Below are 17786 nucleotides of genomic sequence, written 5' to 3'. Positions count from 1 at the left end.
GAAGGCTAATGGATCAGTGGACCCGTTCGCGCTCGGGGACGACGTCGGAGCATCCGTCCCGGACCACCATCGACAGTTCGACCGCGCGACGTACCTCCTCTCGCGCCCAGCCGACCGGATCGACCAGCCAGCCGACGCGGCGCACGGTGGGCGGTGCGGCCAACGCCAGGGAGATCGCGATGCCGAGGAGGACCACGAAGACCCTGCCGAGGCCGTCGTGCCCCACGGTCCAGTGCATCACTCCCCCAGCGTCGAGCCCACGGATCACGACGCCGTGCAGCAGGAAGACCACCATCGTGGCGGTGCCCAGGCGGGCGAACCACCCGTCCGTGCCCGGCACGAGCGAGAGAGCGCCCAGCGCGCAGCCCAACGACAGCAGGAGCAGCGTCGCGCGGATCTCCACGCCCTCGCGGGTGGTGCTCTCGAGGATCTCGTAGGGCCGGAGGTAGAGCCAGTAGGTGCCCGCCCAGTCGTCGAGGCGGCGAGTGACGACGAGCGCGAGGATGAGGCAGCCGACGCTGAAGAAGCGCATGGCGTGGGTCCGGATCGCGGCGATCGCCTCGGGGGTAGCGACCAGGCCGAGGACGAAGAACGGCAGCATCCCCAGGATCCGCGGAATGCTGAACGCCTCGACGTCGAGGGTGCCCCCGTAGAGGCTGATCACCACTGCCAGGGACAGGGCGAGCCAGCCGGGGAGCCGGCGGAACACCGGCGTGACGAGCCGCCACGCCGCCAGGGCCAGGAGGTACCACAGCGGCCAGACCGGGTCGAGCAGCACGCGCTCGGGCCAACCCCACCCCAAGCACCACTGCATCGTCGACAGGCCGACCTGGAAGATCACGTAGGGCACCAGGAGCGTGGTGACCACGCTCGACAGGCGCTCCCGGGTCCAGGTGAACGACCGGGACAGGTAGCCGCTCAGCAGCACGAACGCCGGCATGTGCCACATGTAGAGCCAGTCGTAGAGCCAGGCGTTGGTGTTGGTCCCGGCCGCCGTTCCCGTCGTCGCCGCCGGGAGCAGCGACCAGAGGTGGCCGATGACGACCAGCACGATCAACGCCATCTTGGCGTTGTCGAACCATGGATCGCGGCGGGCCATCCTTCCCACCGTAGGGGGCGCTCGCGGCGCACCCACAACTCGTCAGATTGTCTGACGAGACCATCGGCTCAGCCCTCGACCAGCCCCAAGCGCAGGTACTCCGCGGCGTAGGTGCCGGTCAACAGCAGCGACGCGTACCGGGCGACCTCGGTGCTCGCCTCGCTGGTGAGGGTCTCGATCCGCACCCCGCGGCCGTCGGCGGCCGCACGAAGCCGTCCGCGCTGCTCGCGAGCGACCGGATCGTCGCTTCCGTCGTCGAGGACCACGAGCACCGGGCGCAGATCTCCTCCAGAGGGATCGGCGAACGGGTCGTCGAAGACGTCGCGGGCTCGCGTGGCCTCGAGGACCGGGAGGAGATGCTCGGCGTCGGCGGCCAGGGCGGTCCGCCCGCTCGCGCGCCGGATCGACTCCGCGATCCGGCGGGCGGCCCGGGCGGCCAGCACCGAGCCTCCCCACACCAGCGGGGTGGCGTCGGCCAGCGAGATCGCCAGCATCTTCGCCGGATTGATCGACAGGTCGCGGTGCGGGGAGCAGGCGATCGCGACGTCGTCGAGGGCCTGGGCGACGCTGTCGGCGTCGGCCTCGGGTCCGAGACCGACCCGGTGCAGGTAGGACAGCATCACCACGGCCGTCGCGAGCTGGTCGTCGGTGGTGGTGGGCAGCTGGGTGGTCCACCGTCCATCGGCGTGCTCGGCGACCAGGGAGTCCGGCGGGCAGGCGATGACGACCTGGCAGCCACGACGTACCGCCTCGGCCGCGCAGGACGCGGTGCCGGTGTCGGACCCGACCGGCGCGAGGATCACCACGAGGTCGAGCGCGCCGGCCCAGCCGGGAAGTCCGTTGCCCGGCCAGGCGACGAAGGGCACCGGGCACCATGGCTCGAGCACCGCCCGCAGCAGCCGGGAGTCGGGGCCGGCCGCGATGACGGCGCGCGGCCGGGAGTCCTGGGCTCGAGCGACCGCGACCGCGGTCGCCTCGGCGGCGTCGTCGGCGGCCCGGCGCACCCGCGCGCCGGACTCGGCCAGCGTGCGCAGCCGGAGGTCGGCGGCACCGAGCGCCATCTCGTCGTCGAGGCGGGACTCGTCGAACCAGGTCATCGTGGTCGCTCTCTCAGTTCAGGACGCGATCACGAGGGGCGTCGCGCCTCGTCGACGAGCAGCACCGGGATGTCGTCGCGGACCGGGTAGGCCAGACCGCAGGACTGACACACGAGCTCGGTCTGCGAGCCGTCGCCCGGGGCCGGGGTCACGACGAGCTCGCCGTGGCACTCGGGGCACACGATGATCTCGAGCAGGGCAGGGTCGATGCTCATGGGCTTCCTTCGTGGATCAGCGCGAGCGCCTCGTCGCGCACCGCGGTCATGGTGGGGTGGTCGGCGCCCTCCACGTTGAGCCGGAGTAACGGCTCGGTGTTGGAGCGGCGCAGGTTGAGCTGCCAGTCAGGATGACTGACCGTGAGCCCGTCGAGCTCGTCGATCCGGGCGCCCTCGCGGCTCCCGAAGCTGCTCCGCACCGCGGCCAGTGCGGCGTCAGGGTCGGTGGTCGTCGAGTTGATCTCGCCCGACAGCGGGTATCGGTCGTAGCCGGCGACCAGCTCCGAGAGGGGGCAACCGGACTCGGCGAGAGCGGCCAGCGCATGGAGGGCGGCGAGCATGCCGGAATCGGCGCGCCAGAAGTCTCGGAAGTAGAAGTGCCCGCTGTGCTCGCCGCCGAAGACCGCGCCGGTCTCCTCCATCGTCGCCTTGATGAAGGAGTGGCCGACCCGGGTGCGGACCGCGGTGCCGCCGAGCGACCCGACCAGCTCCGGCACCGCACGGCTGGTGATCAGGTTGTGGATGATCGTGGACCCCGGGTGACGGGCCAGCTCTCGCTCGGCGATCAGGGCCGTCAGCGCGGACGGCGAGACGATCGCCCCCCGCTCATCGACGAGGAAGCACCGGTCGGCGTCCCCGTCGAACGCCAGGCCGACGTCGGCGCCGGACGTGACGACGGCGTCCTGGAGATCGACCAGCGTGCCTGGGTCGATCGGATTGGCGTCGTGGTGCGGGAAGGTGCCGTCGAGCTCGAAGTACAGCGGGTGCAGCTCGACCGCGGCACCCAGCCGGCCGAACACGGCAGGCGCGGTGTGACCGGCCATCCCGTTGCCGGCGTCGACGACGACGGAGAGCGGCCGCCCGGCGACCGGCGCCAACGAGACCAGGTGCGCGGCGTAGGCCTCGAGCACGTCGTGCTCGGTGATCTGTCCGGTGATCTGGCTGTCGTGGACGGGTTCCTCGACGGTGCCGAGGACGGCGTCTCGGAGCTCGGCGAGTCCGGAGTCGCTGCCGACGGGACGCGCACCGGCCCGGCAGAGCTTGATCCCGTTGTACTGAGCGGGATTGTGACTCGCGGTGAACATCGCGCCGGGCGCGTGGAAGTGGCCGGAGGCGAAGTAGAGCTGGTCGGTGGAGGCCAGGCCGATCATCACGACGTCGGCCCCGGCTCGCGTGGCTCCGTCGGCGAAGGCGCCCGCGAGCGCCGGCGAGCTCGGCCGCATGTCGTAGCCGACGACGATCTCCTTCGCGCCCTCCCGACCCCCGAGCTGCCGCACGAACGCCGCGCCCACCGCGCGGGCGAGTTCCTCGTCGATCTCGGTGCCGACGAGCCCCCGCACGTCGTACGCCTTGAAGACCGCGCGCACCGTGGCGGGGTCGAGAGCCATGCGCTGACCCTATCGGGCCGCGCTCAGTCGGTCGTCAGGACTCGGAGGTGCCCGCGCCGCGCGGTCTCGCGGCCACCTTCGTCGACCGGGGCGAGCCGCTCGACCGGCACGGGCCGTCCGGCCTCGCGCACGGCGTCGGCGAGCGCCAGCAGGTCGTCGGTGCTCGGGCCGGTGTCCACGAGATCGGACGCCAGCCGAAGCACCTCCCAGCCACGGGGGGCGGAGAGCCGCTCGCTGTGCACGGCACACAGGTCGTAGGCGTGCGGCTCCGCATAGGTGGCGAGTGGGCCGAGCACGGCGGTCTGGTCGGCGTAGACATAGGTGAGCGTCTGCACCGCGGGGCGACCGCAGGGTGTGCGCGAACAGCGCCGGGCGAGACTCACGCGGCAGACGGTACCTCTCCGCGGCCCTGTTGCCGCCTAGGCTCGCGGGGTGGCCGACCAGCTCGATCCTTCTCACACGCGCCGACGCGGGCGTACCCGCGACCGGCGCGAGCGCGGGATGCGCGGACCTGCCGTCCTCCCCCGCGATCCGGGGACGCCCGAGCTCCGCACCCGCCGCGACCGGTTCGACGACCTCGTTCTGGCCGTCGTGTCCGACGTCGAGGAACGCTGGCAGGCTCACCTCGGTCTGGTCGAGTATGCGGTGGAGGAGACCCCGCAGGTGCCCGACGACTGGGAGGCCCTCGGCAGCCGGGGGGTGCCGCTGTCCTCGCTCGTGCGCGGCACAGGGGGCACGACGACCCGGCTCGTGCTGTTCCGGCGTCCGATCGAGCACCGCTGCGGCTCGCGCGCCGACCTCGAGGCCCTGATCCACCACGTCGTGGTCGAGCAGGTGGCCGAGCTGCTCGGCATCGACCCGGCCCAGGTCGATCCGCGCTTCGACGACGGCTCGTGAGTCGACCGCGTGGTTAGCGCGTGGCCCTAGGCTGCCCGAGTGAGCGACTCAGTGGAAGACCACTCCCCCACAGGCAGCCGATCCCACACCGCCGGCTCCGCGGACGAGCCGCCGAGGCTGCGACGTCCGGCCGTGCTGCGCCGGCTGATCCGGCTCTACGAGAACCCGCGCTACCTCGAGATCGGTGTGCGTCACGGCGTCACCTTCGATCGCGTGCCGGCGGCGCGCAAGGTGGCCGTCGACCCGCTGCTCGACTTCGACGTGCCGGCTGCGCTGCGCGCGAACCCGCATCACGAGTACCACGAGGTCACCAGCGACGAGTACTTCGCCACGATCGTCGACCCCGACGACCGCTTCGACGTCATCTACCTCGACGGGCTGCACGTCTACGAGCAGACCCTGCGCGACCTGATGAACGCGCTCAACCACCTCCAGCCACAGGGTGTGATCGTCATCGACGACACCCGGCCCCCGACGTACCTGGCCTCGATCCCCGGTCGCGAGGACTTCTTCCGGGTGCGCGAGTACCTCGGCACCACCGCTCAGGCCTGGATGGGCGACGTGTACCGGCTGGTGTGGTTCATCGAGACCTTCTGCCCGCACCTGAGCTACGGCACGATCCTCGACAACCACGGCCAGACGGTCGTGTGGCGCCAGCGGCGCACCGACTACCCACAGCGGAGCCTGGCCGAGGTGGCCGGCCTGACCTTCGAGGACATGGTCCGCGAGGAGGAGGTGCTCCGGGTCGAGCCGTTCGGCCGGATCCGCACCCGGTTGCGTCAGGATCTCGGGCTCTGAAGACCATGGCCGATCGATGTGACGAGCCTCATCGAGGTTTGACTCTCCGTCACAGGTGGAAGTAGCCGAGCGCACCACCTTCGACTCGACGACCGAGAGACACGGCGATGGCACTCGATTACGAAAACCTCGACACATATCTCGAGGAGGCCGCTCGAGAGGCCGCCTTCGCGGAGTACACCCGGGAGCCCGACTGGTCCTACGAAGGCGACGACTCCGTCGTATTCAAGGCCAACTTCGGGGAGAGCTACACGATCCAGCGAATCTACCTCGACGGCCGGGCCTACAGCGGCGGCACCAACCTGGGCACGAGCATCCCCTACGAGGAGGACGCCGGGCTTGCTGCCCTCTACGCGGAGCTGGTCAGCTCCTGGAGAGCCAGTCTCGACGCGGTCGTGGTCGGGTGGGATGACCTGCCGGAGGGCTCGAAGCTGGACGGCATCAAAGCCGCCTGCCTCCTCGCCCTGCAGAAGGTCGCCGGAACCGCCGGAGACGGGGGCTCCACACTGCCGAACCCCGACCTCGAGGCCATTGCATTCATCGAACACTTCCTTCCGAGTCCGGAGGACTCCGGTCAGACGATCGGAGCCTTCTACTCCAGCTACGGACCGCCGCGGCTCTCGAGCGTGCTCGACAGTCACTGTCAGGCCATCGCCGCACTCGGCGTCGGCATCACCGGTACCCAGGAGCTGTTCGACACCGCTCGGGAGGACACCGTCACCCTGGCCGCCAACGTCGTGGAGGCTTTCAGGGCTACCCGTGAGGGCGCCAAGCCATCGGGGTTGGAGACGGTGCTCAAGATCATGGGGGCCTCACTCGACCTCGTCGGCGCCTTCGCCGGACCGGCTGCCGCGACAATCGGAGGGCTGAAGGCCGGAACCTCCTTCCTGAGCACCGCGTTGGGCCTGATCCCCAAGCCGAAGCAGCAGTCGCAGAAGTACAGCGGTAGCTCACCCAAGGAGGTCCTCGAAGAGTTCAAAGCTGGCTTCGAGGCCATCGCCGATCGTGCCCGGGAGCACGACTTGGGATTGACCGATGCTCTCAACAGCATGAGGCTCGCGGTGGATAACGGTCACAACCGTCGCAACTTCCATATCAACCCGCACGATGGCGTTGCCGATCTCGGCGACGACATCATCGACCTGAAGTACCGCCACCTCGAGACGATCGGCTACGACAAGATGCCGATGGTGGCTAGAGCGTTCTTCCATGCCGCGAACAAGGTCGAGGATGCCGACAAGATCGACGACTGGTACCGACCCTACGAAGTCGGCGGAGGATCCTACGGCGCCTACTTCGCGTGGAGTGAGCTCGCGTCGCGAATCATTCCCTTGCTCAACGACAACGGGGCCGAGGTCGTTCAGGCCGGCGAGGATCTGGCCGTGGCCGCCGGGTGGATCCGCGAAAGCGATGAGGGCGTGAAACGCATCGTCGGCAAGGACTTCGAGCATGTCGAGAACGCCCAACTCGGCTGGGTGCCTCCGCCGGCACCGCCGCAGCCTCCGCGCCGCGGCGGTCCGACCCCCTACCCGTAGGAGCCTGTGGCCGAGACCACGCGTCGGGCTGCTCGCAAGCCCCGCCTCGGCGTCAGGGCACCCCGGGCGAGACAGCCGGCACCAGCGCCGTCGAGACCGGCTCGCGGACCCGCAGCAGCGTCGCGCCGTCTGCGTTGGTGACCAGGACGGCGGCGGCGATGCTGGTGCGAGCCGCCTCGACGCTCATCAGGCGGGCCTCGTCGGGGACGTCGTAGGTGTCCGCGCGGCCCGCGGCCACCTCGATGCGCTGCTGGGGCAGCTCCTTGCCGTCGGCGTCCCACAAGGAGACGGTGACGACGCCCTGGCCGGTGGCGTCTCCGAGCACCAGGGTCTTGCTTCCGGCCGGCACCACCGTCGTGCCGGGACCCTCGAGCGGTGTCGCGGGGACCGAGCGCACCAGGTCGCGACGGTAGAACATCTGCAGGCTCGCGGTGGTCGGTGCGCTGGACTCGACCAGCAGGCCGACCGGCGCCTCGTCGTCCTTGCCGGCCTCGGCGAGGACCTTGGTCAGTGGCACCGGCACCACCGACTGGGGCGGCAGCTCGATCTCCTCGACACCGGAGGGCGCGAAGGTCGACCCGGTGGTCACCAGCTTGATCGTGGCGCGCTCGGCGGTGGTGTTGGGATTCGCGATCATCAGGATGCGCGGACCGGACCCGCCCGGGATGCCGAGAAGCAGGTTGGAGGTGGCCGGCTCGTCCTGGGAGCCGAGTCCGTCGTCGCCGTTGCGCCCGGCACCGGCGACGCCACGGACGGCGTCGCTCACACTGGCGGCGACCCGGCCCCGGACCACGGTGACGTGGAGGGCGAGCTCGTCGCGGCGGGGCAGCGTCTTGGCCAGATCGAAGGCACGCGACTCGCCACCGGAGATGGTCACCCCGCGCAGGCCCTCGACGTCGAGCAGGCCGTCGGCGCTGTAGACCTCGACGTCGACGACGGCACGACCCTCGTCGGGGTTGACCAGCTGCAGGGTCGACTGGTGTCGCGCACCCGCACCGAGCCCGGTGAACCAGTAGTCGTAGACCGGGGCCCGGCAGTCGAAGCTGGCCAACGGCTGGGCGAAGCTCTGCGCCACCAGCCCCGGGGCGAGATCGCCGGTGCCGCTGACGACCGCGGCGGGCTTCCCCGTGTCCACCTCGGTGGTGCGCCCGGGAGCGACCGGCGCAGCGACGTCGACCTTGGTGCCGGCGCGGACCTGGAGATCGCCGCTGGCGCCCGATGTCGAGGCCACCTGGACCTTGCTGCCACCCGCCGGGCACACGACGTCGGCCGCGGTGAGCGCCGCCTCCTCGGGGGGCTGATCGGGGCGCGCCTCGGCTCCGGTGTCGACCAGCAGGGACGCGACGACGGCGAGGAGCGGGACGAGAACCGCTGCGACGATCGTGATGTCGAAGCCGGTACGAGCGGCCCGTCCGCCGCCGGCGCGGGGGGCGGCGGGCGGGGTCTGCGGGGAGTCCGGTGGGGTCTGGCTCATGCTCGGCTCCTCGAGCGGATCGTGGGGACACACAGGACCAGAACCAGCAGCAGTGCGGCGACCTGGATCACCAGCAGCACGGGTCGCAGGGCCGATCCGGCGCCGGCTACGGCCTCGGGGTCGAGCGGTCGCTCGACCTCCCATGCCTGGGTACCGGCATCGGAGCTGGCCGCGACGAGCCCGGCTGTCGCGTCCAGGGAGGCGGCCACCGCACCGTCGACCGGAGCGGTGAGGAGCACGAACTGGATCCCGAGTGCGCCGAGCCGATCGGCCACGTCGGCCCCCGGCCGGGACAGGGCATCGCTCACCACGGCGGCGTCGGCGGCGTCGACCGGGCTCAGGGCCAGGATCTCCTGCTCGCCGAGCGTCACGCCGTCGCCGCGATGGATGGTGTAGGTGAGACCGGTCGCGATGTCGCCACTGACCACGAGCACGCCGTGCTCGGGTCCGAGCACCGAACGCTGCACCATGTGCACCGGCACCACCGAGTCGTCCTCGGAGGAGAGGTCACCGCCGTCGGTGAGCCACCACCCGAGCCCGGCCAGCGGGACGACGGCGGCGGCGACCGCCGCCGCGATGCCGATCGCGCGCACGGTCCGCCCCAGCCCCGCACGGGCGGCACCCTCGGCGCCGAGCACGACCGCGGTGACCAGGGCCGCCTGGGCGGCGAGCAGCGGGCCACCGAGTCCGGCCGGCGTGTCGAGCGCCGGCAGGGAGAACTCCAGGGTGCCGAGGACCGCGCCGACGACGCTCGCGACCAGCGCGACCAGCCAGCAGAGGATGACCGGGACGCGGGTGGCCCGCGGCAGCAGGGCGAGCAGGGCGAGCACGAGCAGCACGATGCCGACCCAGGCGGGCGCGCCGAGGTCGCCGAGGCGTCCGATGAGCAGGTCGAGCGGGCCGACCTGCTCGTCGGGCACGCGGCCGGCGTCCAGAGCGAGCGAGGCGCCGGCGCCCGTGCCGAGCGCGGGGATCCACCACGGCGAGAGCAGCACCAGCGGAACGGCGAGTGCCGTGAGCGGCGGACCCCACACGTCTCTGGCCATGACGGCGCCGCGGGCGAAGCCGACGCCGGCGACCAGGACCAGGGCGATCAGGACGGCGGCGACCAGCCACGACGTGGGCGCGAACGCGGTGACGAGCGCGAGCAGCAGACCGACCCGCCAGCCCGCACGCCACCGACGATCGGCCTCGGGCTCGGCGAACCCGAGGGCTGCATGGGCCAGCCAGGGCAGCACGGCGGCAGCGACGACCAGGCCGAGGCGGCCCTCGCCCCATGCGCCACTGACCGCCGGCGTGATCGCGTAGGCGGTGGCGCCGCCGACCAGCAGCCAGCGGGGTGCGCCCTGGGTGCTGACCAGGCGACCGGCGACCCGCAGGAAGCGCCAGGCGCCCCAGAGCGCGAGGGGGGCGGTGAGCAGCATCAGCGCGCTGACGGTGGCGGTCGGGCCGATGAGGCTGCCGAGCAGGGCGAGCGGGAACACATAGGGCGGGGCGGGAACGTCGGTCCCGAAGCCGAGCTCGTGCCAGGACGAGAGGTGCAGCGACCACCACGAGCCCACGCCGTCCGGAGCAGGCGCCAGGGCGCCGCCGCTGACCTGCCCGAAGGCCGCGCGGGCCGCGATCAGCAGCACGACCACGACCGCGCACATCGCCAGGACGAACGGGTTGGTGAAGAACCGCGCGATCGCGCCGGAGTCGGCGAGCTCGTCCTCCTCGTCGCGCTCGCGCTCGGCACGCAGCCGGATCGCCGCCTGGGACGACGGATCGGCCTCGGCCGCGGCGATCCGGCGGCGCTCGGCGACGTCGGAGGCCTGTTGGGTCGCTGCGGAGACGACGTCGCCGACGAAGTCGGCTCCATGGCGGTACGGGAGCCAGGGCGGAGGCAGCAGTCGCCTCACCCGGGCCTTGTCGGGCGCCGCGGCGGCCGCGCGCTCCTTGCGTTCGCGCCGTCCGGCGAGGACCTGGCCCGGCCTGCCGACCACCGAGACCAGCGCGGCGAGATCGTCGAGAGCCTCCCCCACCGAGCGGACCAGGAGAAAGCCGATCATCCGGACGAAGGTCCCGAGCGTGAGGCGGATCACCCGCCAGGGCAGGGCGATCGCGCTGCTGTTGACCAACAGCGTGTAGAGCGCGGCGCGGCGCTCCTGGTAGTGCGTGTGGCGCCCGGTGAGGGCGGTACGGCGCAGGCCGCGATGGGCGGCCTCGGCGTGGAACACGACGGCGTCGGGCACCACGAGCGTCGCGTGGCCGGCCGCGGCGGCGCGCCAGCCGAGGTCGAGGTCGTTGCCGAACATCGGCAGCCGCGGGTCGAAACCACCGAGCTCCTCGAGGACGTCGCGGCGCACCAGCATGCCGGCGCTGTTGACGGCGAGGACCTCGCGCTCCTCGTCGTGCTGCCCCTGGTCGTACTCGCCGCGCTCGAGACCGGTCTCGCGGCGTCCGGTGCCCGAGATCGTGACGCCGAGCTCGAGGAGCCGTCGCAGCGAGGGCCACTCGCGCAGCTTCGGTCCGAGCACGTCGACGTCGGGGCGCCGGGCCGACGCGGCCAGCAGCGCCGCCAGAGCCCCCTGCGCCGGACGCGAGTCGTCGTGGAGGAGCCAGACCCATCGGGCGTGGGGATGGGTCGTCGCGATCCGCTCGAGCCCGATCCGCACCGCGTCGGGATAGGAGGCCGACGACGTGGCCTCGACGAGGTCGTAGTCGGCGGGCAGCAGGTCCCGGCTGCCGTCGGTGCTGCCCGTGTCGACGGCCACGACACCGCTGACGAGGGGGCCCTGTTCGGCGATCCCCTCGATCACGCCGGGCAGCCAGCGGACGCCGTCGTGGGTGACCAGGAGGACGACGACCCCACCCGAAGCCGGCCCGCCGGGAGTGCCGCCGGGAGCACCGGCGGGGACACCGGGAGGCGGTGGCGGAACGGGGGGAAGTGACACGATCGGCCACCATAGACGACCGGCTCCAACGGTCGCGAAAAACCAGAGGCGCCCCGGTCTGCATCGACCGGGGCGACCCTCTGGGACTCGGCTCGGATGAGCCGCAACTCGTGACGGACTAGACGACGCGCTTCTTCAGCTTGCGACGCTCCCGCTCGGAGAGACCGCCCCAGATACCGAACCGCTCGTCGTTCTCCAGAGCCGACTCGAGGCACTCGGTGCGCACCTCACACGTGAGACACACCTTCTTCGCCTCCCTCGTCGACCCACCCTTCTCCGGGAAGAACGCCTCGGGATCGGTCTGGGCGCACAGTGCACGCTCCTGCCATCCCGCTTCGTCTGCTTCCGGAGCCAGGAGAAACAGCTCTCTCATGGTTCCACCTCTCGACCCGCTGGTTTCTGCTTCGACCCTGATTCGACCCGTGCGACGTCGCTCGGAACAACAACGTAAGAATTACATGCCTGTCATACCCCGAAGTCAAGCGGAACTCTGGTATTGCCCTCCGGCCCCCCGCCCGGTCTGGTCCGGCGGGCCATCGGCACCGCGTGGAACCGGGCAACGCCGGGCCGTGGAAGGCAGGTGCGGCGTGGACGGCAGAGTAGGGGCATGAAGAACATCACGGTGCTCTCCGGCGGCATGGGCGGGGCCCGCTTCCTGCAAGGACTCAAGCACGGCATCGCAGCCCGGTCCCTCCCCGGCGTCGCCGCGGACGCGGAGGTGACCGTGATCGCCAACACCGCCGACGACCTGTGGGCCCACGGGTTGAAGATCTGCCCCGACCTCGACACCGTGATGTACACCTTGGGCGACGGAATCGACCGCGACCGGGGTTGGGGTCGTCGCGACGAGACCTGGAGCGTCAAGGAGGAGCTGGCGACCTACGGGGTCGAGCCGACCTGGTTCGGCCTCGGCGACCGAGACATCGCCACCCACCTGGTCCGTACCCAGATGCTCGATGCCGGCTACCCCCTCTCCGCGGTGACCGCCGCCCTGTGCGGCCGGTGGCGCCCCGGCGTGCGGCTGCTCCCGATGACCGACGACCGCGTCGAGACCCACGTCGCGATCCCCGACGCCGACAGTCCGAGCGGGCGCCGGGTGGTGCACTTCCAGGAGTACTGGGTGCGGCTGCGCGCCGAGGTGCCAGCTGACGCCGTCGTCGCGGTGGGGCTGGCCGAGAGCACCCCTGCCCCGGGCGTCATCGAGTCGATCGCCGAGGCCGACCTGGTGTTCGTGCCGCCGTCGAACCCGGTGGTGTCGGTCGGCACGATCCTCGGTGTGCCGGGTGTGCGCGAGGCGCTTCGTGCCACCGAGGCGCCCGTAGTCGGTCTCTCCCCCATCGTCGGCGGCACGCACGTGCGCGGCATGGCGCACCAGATGCTCACTGCGATCGGCGTCGAGGTGTCGGCCGGCGCGGTCGGCGTGCACTACGGGGCTCGCTCGGGCGACGGCGTTCTGGACGGCTGGCTGGTAGACGAGCGCGACGCCGACCAAGTGGAGGCGGTGCGCGCGGCGGGGCTCGCCTGCGCCGCCGTCCCGCTGATGATGACCGACGACGACGCCACCGCGGCGATGGCGGCGGCGGCGATCGAGCTGGTCGCGGACCGGTGACCGTCGCCGCGTTCGCCCCGGACGGGGTTCCTGAGGTCCGCGCCGGCGACGATCTCGCCACACTGCTGCTCGCAGCGCTGGCCCCAGGTGACGAGCTGGCGGACGGCGATGTCGTCGTCGTGACGAGCAAGGCGGTCAGCAAGGCCGAGGGTCGCGTCGTCGACGGCGACCGGGCCGAGCACCTGGCCGCAGAGACGGCGCGAGTCGTGGCACGCCGCGGGCCGACCACCATCGTGCGGACCCGCCACGGCCTCACCCTGGCCGCGGCCGGTATCGACAACTCCAACGTCGCGCAGGGGCGGGCGGTGCTGCTGCCGCTGGACCCGGACCGATCGGCGCGCCGGCTCCGCGAGGCACTGCACGCCCGCACCGGCCGCACGATCGGGGTGATCCTCACCGACACCGCCGGGCGCGCCTGGCGCGAGGGCCAGACCGACATCGCCATCGGCGCCGCGGGGGTGCTGGTCGCCGAGGACTTCGGCGGCCGCGTCGACGGCTACGGCAACGAGCTCGCGGTCACCGCCCCGGCCGTCGCCGACGAGATCGCGGGCCTGGCCGAGCTCGCGCAGGGCAAGCTGGGCGGGCGGCCGTTCGCGATCGTCCGCGGGCGCGGCGACCTCGTCCTCGCGCCCGGCGTCGACGGCCCGGGCGCGGCAGCCCTGGTGCGCGGCGACGGCGCGGACCTGTTCGGGTTCGGGGCGCGCGAGGCCGTCGTCCGCGCCGTCCGGGGTGCTGCGGCGGACCGAGCGCCTTTCGGCCGGCCGGCCGAGCCCGAGGAGGTCGCCGAGGCGCTGACGGCGGCCCTGGGGGTCGAGGTCGCCCACATCGACGACGACACGCTGGCCGTGCCCGCCACCTGGGCCCGCCTCGCCGACGTCGTCGCCTTCGCGTTCGGCTGGGAGCCGGTGGGTGCGTCCGCGGAGGACGCCGATCATCAGATTCACAGGGTCACTCCGTAGACTCTGCGCGACTCCCGCCCCGCCTGTACGACCGACGATCCGTACGTGAACCGAAGGTATTCCTCCCGTGGCCAAATCGACCAAGTCCGAGAAGACCGAGCGTCAGAGGATCATCGAGGAGACCCTCAAGAAGCAACGGACCGCCGAGAAGAAGCGCGGCAACGCCATCGTCGGCATCGCGGTGCTGATCGCGGTGATCATCCTCGGCGTGGCGATCTACCCGATGGCGCGCGGCGCCTTCGAGGAGTCGAAGTACGAGGACAAGGCCCTCAACGACATCGGCGCCGAGCCGTCGGTGTGCCAGAAGGTCGTCGAGAAGGCCGGTCGTGACGTCGGCACGCACGTCCCGGAGGGGCAGCAGGTCACCTACGACACCGCGCCGCCCGCCTTCGGGCCGCACTGGAACGCCATCGGCGCTCCCGCCCCGTTCGAGGACAAGTTCTACGACAAGGACGACCGCCCCGAGCTCGAGCAGCTCGTGCACAACCTCGAGCACGGCTACACCATCCTCTGGTACGACGAGTCGATCGCCGACGACCCCGGCCAGCTCGGCCAGATCGAGGCGATCGCCAAGAAGTTCAAGGAGAGCGGCGACGCGAAGAACTACCGCAACAAGTTCATCGCCGCCCCCTGGCTGTCCTCGGACGAGAACGGCGCGAAGTTCCCCAAGGACCAGCACATCGCGTTCACCCACTGGAAGGGCGACTCCCAGACCTCGACCGGGGTGTGGCAGTACTGCTCCGAGGTGAGCGGCGCGGCCCTGGAGACCTTCATGGACGACTACCCCTACACCGACGCTCCCGAGGCCGTCGTCATCTAGTCCCCATCTAGCCGGGTCGCCGGATCGCAGCGAGGGCGCACCGGCTGAGAGTGGTCGAGCGAGCCCTCGCGACGCGATCCTGCGAGCGGTGTGAAGGGTCGCGACGTGACCCGGTCGCGTTTCGGGGTGAGTCGACCTGGCGGCCGGCACCGTTCCGCGCAATTGCGCCGTTCGGGTCACCCACCAACCGCCTCACCGACCCGTTCCGCGCAATTGCGCCGTTCGGGTCACCCACCAACCGCCTCACCGACCCATTCCGCGCAATTGCGCGGTTCGGGTCACCCACCAACCGCCTCACCGACCCATTCCGCGCAATTGCGCGGTTCGGGTCACCGGCACAGCTGCGCCGGTGCCCTCGTACCGCAGGCGGTCATCTGATAGCTGCGAAGGGTGACAGACGCGACGTTCGCGTCATCGGATGAGGCGGCCCGGAAGCGGACCGCCACGCTGCCCAGGTCGGCACCACGGTCGTCCACCTCCAACTCCAGAATGAGGTCCTGGTAGGCGTCGCCCGGATCTGAACAGGGCGTCGAGATGACGGAGCCCTCCGCGGGCGCCAGCGTCCCCGTGATCTTCCCCAGATCCCCGTACTCCTCGTCGAAGTCGGGCGCCGAGCCCAGTGCAGAGATGAACGGCATGGTCTCGAGCCGGTCACGATCGGCTGTCTCGGTTCGCACCCAGGCGCGGAAGCCGACGGGCCGCACCGTCCAGGTGGGCCTGACCTCGACGATCTCTGCTGGCACGTCCGAGCACATCAGGAGGAGACCGTAGGAGGCGATCCAGGTTGGGGCGAAACGCTCCGGCACCAGAACGCTGACGCCGCCACCGGCGCCGATGAATCGCAGTTCAGCGGGCGCGCCGAGAGAACCCGGGGGTCGTGACGAACCCGGATCCTGGCTGCACGAAGCAACGCCCACACACAGCAGAACTCCCAGCGCGGCACGCATCGAGGCCTTCAGTCGCATCAAGGCAGTGGTCCTCCCGAGCGAGTCCACCCAGGCAGGGAGACGGTCGGCGACCGTACCAACCGCACACCAGCGGCGCAATGGGTCCGACCAGCCTCTCGCGGATCGCTGGTCGAGACGTCTCAGGTGAGATCGTCACGACCCATCTCCCCGAGTGCGGCCACGATCGCCTTCACCTCCTGGGCACGGTCACGGGTGGTCACCAGCAAGGCGTCGGGGGTGTCGACGATCACGACGTCGTCCAGGCCGACCACCGCGACGACCCGGCCGGAGTCGGGCACCACGATCCCGGTGGCCTCCCGGGCGAGCACCAGCGCCTCGTCGCCGAGGACCCGCACCGGCCGGTCGTCGCCGTCGAACCGGGTGGCGAGCGAGGCAAAGTCGCCGACGTCGTCCCAGCCGAACGCCGCCGGCACGACCGCGACCCGTCCCGCCGCCGCGGCCGGCTCGGCGACGGCGTGGTCCAGGGCGATGCGGGGCAGGGTCGGCCAGACCGACTCGAGCGTGGCGGGGTCCTCGGCGATCCCCCGCAGCGCTGCGGCGAAGTCGGGGTCGGTCTCGGCGAGCAGATCGAGCAGCACGTCCGGCCGCGCGACGAACATGCCCGCGTTCCAGCGGTACTCCCCCGTCGCCAGGTAGTCCGCGGCAACCTCGGCGGTCGGCTTCTCCACGAAGGACGACGCCACGCGGATCCCCGGATCCGTCGCGAGCGGCGAGCCGAGCCGGATGTAGCCGAAGGCCGGTGACGGAGCGGTCGGCTCGATGCCGATCGTCACCAGCCAACCGTCCTCGGCAGCACCCACGGCCACGCGCACCGCCTCGGCGAAGGCGCCCGGGTCGGCGATCACGTGGTCGGCGGCGAACGAGCCCAGGACGGCGTCGGGGTCGCGCCGCTCCAGGAGGGCGGCGGCCAGTCCGATGGCCGCCATCGAGTCACGCGCCGAGGGCTCGACGACCACCGCGTCGGGCGCGAGGTCGGGCAGCTGGGCGAGGACCGCGTCGCGGTGGGCTCGTCCGGTGACGATCACGATCCGGTCGGCCACCAGTGGCGCCAGTCGGTCGCGGGTCTCCTGGAGGAGGGTGCGGCCGCTGCCGGTGAGGTCGTGCAGGAACTTCGGCGACGTCGAACGCGACAGTGGCCACAGCCGCGTCCCCGCACCGCCGGCGGGGACCACCGCCCACAGGTGCTCGATCGCCGCTCCGTTCGATGGGCTCCTCATGGGGCGGAGCGTAGTGAGTGCGCAAGACTGCGCGGGTGCCCGCCTCGACGTTCTCGACAGTCCTCGCCGACCAGCTGCGCCGTGACCCCGGCCGCCCGTTCGTCACGTTCTACGACGAGGGGACCGAAGAGCGCACCGAACTGTCCTTGACGACGTACGCCAACTGGGTCGCCAAGGCCGCCTCGCTGCTCGTCGACGAGCTCGACCTCGAGCGCGGATCGAGCCTGCGGATCGACCTGCCGCCGCACTGGCTCGTGCCGGTCTTCCTCGGCGCCGCGTGGACCGCGGGCCTGGTCGTCACCGACGACGACGCGCCCGACGCGGTGGTGTGTGGCCCTGACGGCCTGGAGCGGTGGGCCGCCGACGCGGCGCAGCGCGTCGTCCTCGCCAGCGCCCTGGCACCGCTCGGCGCCCGCTTCCGCGACGGCGTCCCGGACGGCGTCCACGACCTCGGGGCCGAGATCTGGGGGCAACCCGACGCGTTCGCGCCGTGGGATCCACCGTCGGGAGCCGACGTCGCCCACGACCTCGACAGCTCGCCGGTGACGCAGGCCGAACTGTGGGAGGCGGCCGCCTCCGGGACTCTCGTCTCCGAAGGCGACCGCCTCCTCTCGGAGGCGAACCCGGCTTCCCCACCGGGTATCGCCACCTTCACCGAACCGCTGCTCCGCGGCGGCTCGATGGTCCTGGTCGTCCGGGCCGGACGGGAGCGGCTCGAGGCGATCGCAGTCGCCGAGCGCGCTACCGCCCGCTTCCCTGCCTGAGCGACCAGGC

At 71.6% G+C, this 17786-nt stretch carries 17 protein-coding genes; 7 read left to right on the top strand and 10 right to left on the bottom strand.

Annotated features, from left to right (window positions below):
- Positions 1-13: 13 nt before the first annotated feature.
- The 5 genes from WMR31_RS04205 to WMR31_RS04185 form a co-directional block, all read right to left on the bottom strand.
- Positions 14-1099: an acyltransferase family protein gene (locus WMR31_RS04205; RefSeq protein ID WP_340537520.1), complete on the bottom strand. Its 1086-nt coding sequence runs from the start codon at positions 1097-1099 to the stop codon at positions 14-16.
- Positions 1100-1167: 68 nt separating this feature from the next.
- Entirely contained in the window at positions 1168-2196 is a 1029-nt protein-coding gene (locus WMR31_RS04200; protein ID WP_340537519.1) for an SIS domain-containing protein, read from the bottom strand.
- A gap of 29 nt (positions 2197-2225) precedes the next feature.
- Positions 2226-2411 carry a Trm112 family protein gene (locus tag WMR31_RS04195; protein ID WP_340537518.1) on the bottom strand — a complete coding sequence of 62 codons (186 nt, stop codon included), beginning with the start codon at positions 2409-2411 and terminating at the stop codon, positions 2226-2228.
- A complete protein-coding gene (locus tag WMR31_RS04190; RefSeq protein WP_340537517.1) occupies positions 2408-3799 on the bottom strand; it encodes a phosphomannomutase/phosphoglucomutase in 1392 nt (463 codons plus the stop codon). Before WMR31_RS04190 ends, WMR31_RS04195 begins: the two co-directional genes overlap by 4 nt.
- 23 nt (positions 3800-3822) lie before the next feature.
- Positions 3823-4182, bottom strand: coding sequence for a DUF3499 domain-containing protein (locus WMR31_RS04185; RefSeq protein ID WP_340537516.1), 360 nt, complete (start codon positions 4180-4182; stop codon positions 3823-3825).
- Positions 4183-4231: 49 nt separating this feature from the next.
- On the opposite strand from WMR31_RS04185, the gene WMR31_RS04180 reads away from it, so the two are divergent.
- The 3 genes from WMR31_RS04180 to WMR31_RS04170 all read left to right on the top strand — a co-directional run bounded on the left by WMR31_RS04180 (position 4232) and on the right by WMR31_RS04170 (position 7029).
- The gene (locus WMR31_RS04180; RefSeq protein WP_340537515.1) at positions 4232-4696 is read left to right on the top strand and encodes a metallopeptidase family protein; all 465 of its coding nucleotides are present in this window, start codon (positions 4232-4234) and stop codon (positions 4694-4696) included.
- A gap of 39 nt (positions 4697-4735) precedes the next feature.
- Positions 4736-5494: a class I SAM-dependent methyltransferase gene (locus tag WMR31_RS04175; protein ID WP_340537514.1), complete on the top strand. Its 759-nt coding sequence runs from the start codon at positions 4736-4738 to the stop codon at positions 5492-5494.
- A gap of 107 nt (positions 5495-5601) precedes the next feature.
- Complete coding sequence (locus WMR31_RS04170; RefSeq protein WP_340537513.1) at positions 5602-7029, top strand: hypothetical protein; 1428 nt, start codon at positions 5602-5604, stop codon at positions 7027-7029.
- Between the two features lie 52 nt (positions 7030-7081).
- Here the strand turns inward: WMR31_RS04170 and WMR31_RS04165 are convergent, their stop codons facing one another.
- The 3 genes from WMR31_RS04165 to WMR31_RS04155 all read right to left on the bottom strand — a co-directional run bounded on the left by WMR31_RS04165 (position 7082) and on the right by WMR31_RS04155 (position 11812).
- Entirely contained in the window at positions 7082-8503 is a 1422-nt protein-coding gene (locus WMR31_RS04165; RefSeq protein ID WP_340537512.1) for a DUF5719 family protein, read from the bottom strand.
- Entirely contained in the window at positions 8500-11439 is a 2940-nt protein-coding gene (locus WMR31_RS04160; protein ID WP_340537511.1) for a glycosyltransferase, read from the bottom strand. The genes WMR31_RS04165 and WMR31_RS04160 overlap by 4 nt, the downstream gene beginning before the upstream one ends.
- A 118-nt stretch (positions 11440-11557) precedes the next feature.
- The gene (locus WMR31_RS04155) at positions 11558-11812 is read right to left on the bottom strand and encodes a WhiB family transcriptional regulator (protein WP_340537510.1); all 255 of its coding nucleotides are present in this window, start codon (positions 11810-11812) and stop codon (positions 11558-11560) included.
- A gap of 234 nt (positions 11813-12046) precedes the next feature.
- Between WMR31_RS04155 and cofD the strand changes: the two genes are divergently transcribed.
- From cofD to WMR31_RS04140, 3 genes are all read left to right on the top strand, one after another.
- Positions 12047-13048 (top strand): 2-phospho-L-lactate transferase, encoded by a 1002-nt coding sequence (cofD, locus tag WMR31_RS04150; protein WP_340537509.1) that lies wholly within the window; start codon positions 12047-12049, stop codon positions 13046-13048.
- Positions 13045-14007 carry a coenzyme F420-0:L-glutamate ligase gene (locus tag WMR31_RS04145; protein WP_340537508.1) on the top strand — a complete coding sequence of 321 codons (963 nt, stop codon included), beginning with the start codon at positions 13045-13047 and terminating at the stop codon, positions 14005-14007. The genes cofD and WMR31_RS04145 overlap by 4 nt, the downstream gene beginning before the upstream one ends.
- A 67-nt stretch (positions 14008-14074) precedes the next feature.
- A complete protein-coding gene (locus tag WMR31_RS04140; RefSeq protein ID WP_340537507.1) occupies positions 14075-14827 on the top strand; it encodes a DUF3105 domain-containing protein in 753 nt (250 codons plus the stop codon).
- A gap of 329 nt (positions 14828-15156) precedes the next feature.
- On the opposite strand, the gene WMR31_RS04135 is transcribed toward WMR31_RS04140, so the two are convergent.
- Both WMR31_RS04135 and WMR31_RS04130 read right to left on the bottom strand, forming a co-directional pair.
- Complete coding sequence (locus tag WMR31_RS04135; RefSeq protein WP_340537506.1) at positions 15157-15795, bottom strand: hypothetical protein; 639 nt, start codon at positions 15793-15795, stop codon at positions 15157-15159.
- A gap of 119 nt (positions 15796-15914) precedes the next feature.
- The gene (locus WMR31_RS04130) at positions 15915-17012 is read right to left on the bottom strand and encodes a mannose-1-phosphate guanylyltransferase (RefSeq protein ID WP_340537505.1); all 1098 of its coding nucleotides are present in this window, start codon (positions 17010-17012) and stop codon (positions 15915-15917) included.
- 17 nt (positions 17013-17029) lie between these two features.
- Between WMR31_RS04130 and WMR31_RS04125 the strand changes: the two genes are divergently transcribed.
- Positions 17030-17776, top strand: coding sequence for a TIGR03089 family protein (locus WMR31_RS04125; RefSeq protein ID WP_340537504.1), 747 nt, complete (start codon positions 17030-17032; stop codon positions 17774-17776).
- Positions 17777-17786 lie beyond the last annotated feature (10 nt).

This window comes from Nocardioides epinepheli (genome assembly GCF_037936805.1).
Taxonomy (GTDB): domain Bacteria; phylum Actinomycetota; class Actinomycetes; order Propionibacteriales; family Nocardioidaceae; genus Nocardioides.
The sequence above is the reverse complement of the archived record's forward strand: the minus strand, read 5'-3'. Positions and strand labels throughout refer to the sequence as shown.

Coding starts and splice junctions, on each gene's coding strand:
- WMR31_RS04205 (WP_340537520.1), bottom strand. CDS start 1,099: ATGGCCCGCCGCGATCCATGGTTCGACAACGCCAAGATGGCGTTGATC.
- WMR31_RS04200 (WP_340537519.1), bottom strand. CDS start 2,196: ATGACCTGGTTCGACGAGTCCCGCCTCGACGACGAGATGGCGCTCGGT.
- WMR31_RS04195 (WP_340537518.1), bottom strand. CDS start 2,411: ATGAGCATCGACCCTGCCCTGCTCGAGATCATCGTGTGCCCCGAGTGC.
- WMR31_RS04190 (WP_340537517.1), bottom strand. CDS start 3,799: ATGGCTCTCGACCCCGCCACGGTGCGCGCGGTCTTCAAGGCGTACGAC.
- WMR31_RS04170 (WP_340537513.1), top strand. CDS start 5,602: ATGGCACTCGATTACGAAAACCTCGACACATATCTCGAGGAGGCCGCT.
- WMR31_RS04165 (WP_340537512.1), bottom strand. CDS start 8,503: ATGAGCCAGACCCCACCGGACTCCCCGCAGACCCCGCCCGCCGCCCCC.
- WMR31_RS04155 (WP_340537510.1), bottom strand. CDS start 11,812: ATGAGAGAGCTGTTTCTCCTGGCTCCGGAAGCAGACGAAGCGGGATGG.
- cofD (WP_340537509.1), top strand. CDS start 12,047: ATGAAGAACATCACGGTGCTCTCCGGCGGCATGGGCGGGGCCCGCTTC.
- WMR31_RS04130 (WP_340537505.1), bottom strand. CDS start 17,012: ATGAGGAGCCCATCGAACGGAGCGGCGATCGAGCACCTGTGGGCGGTG.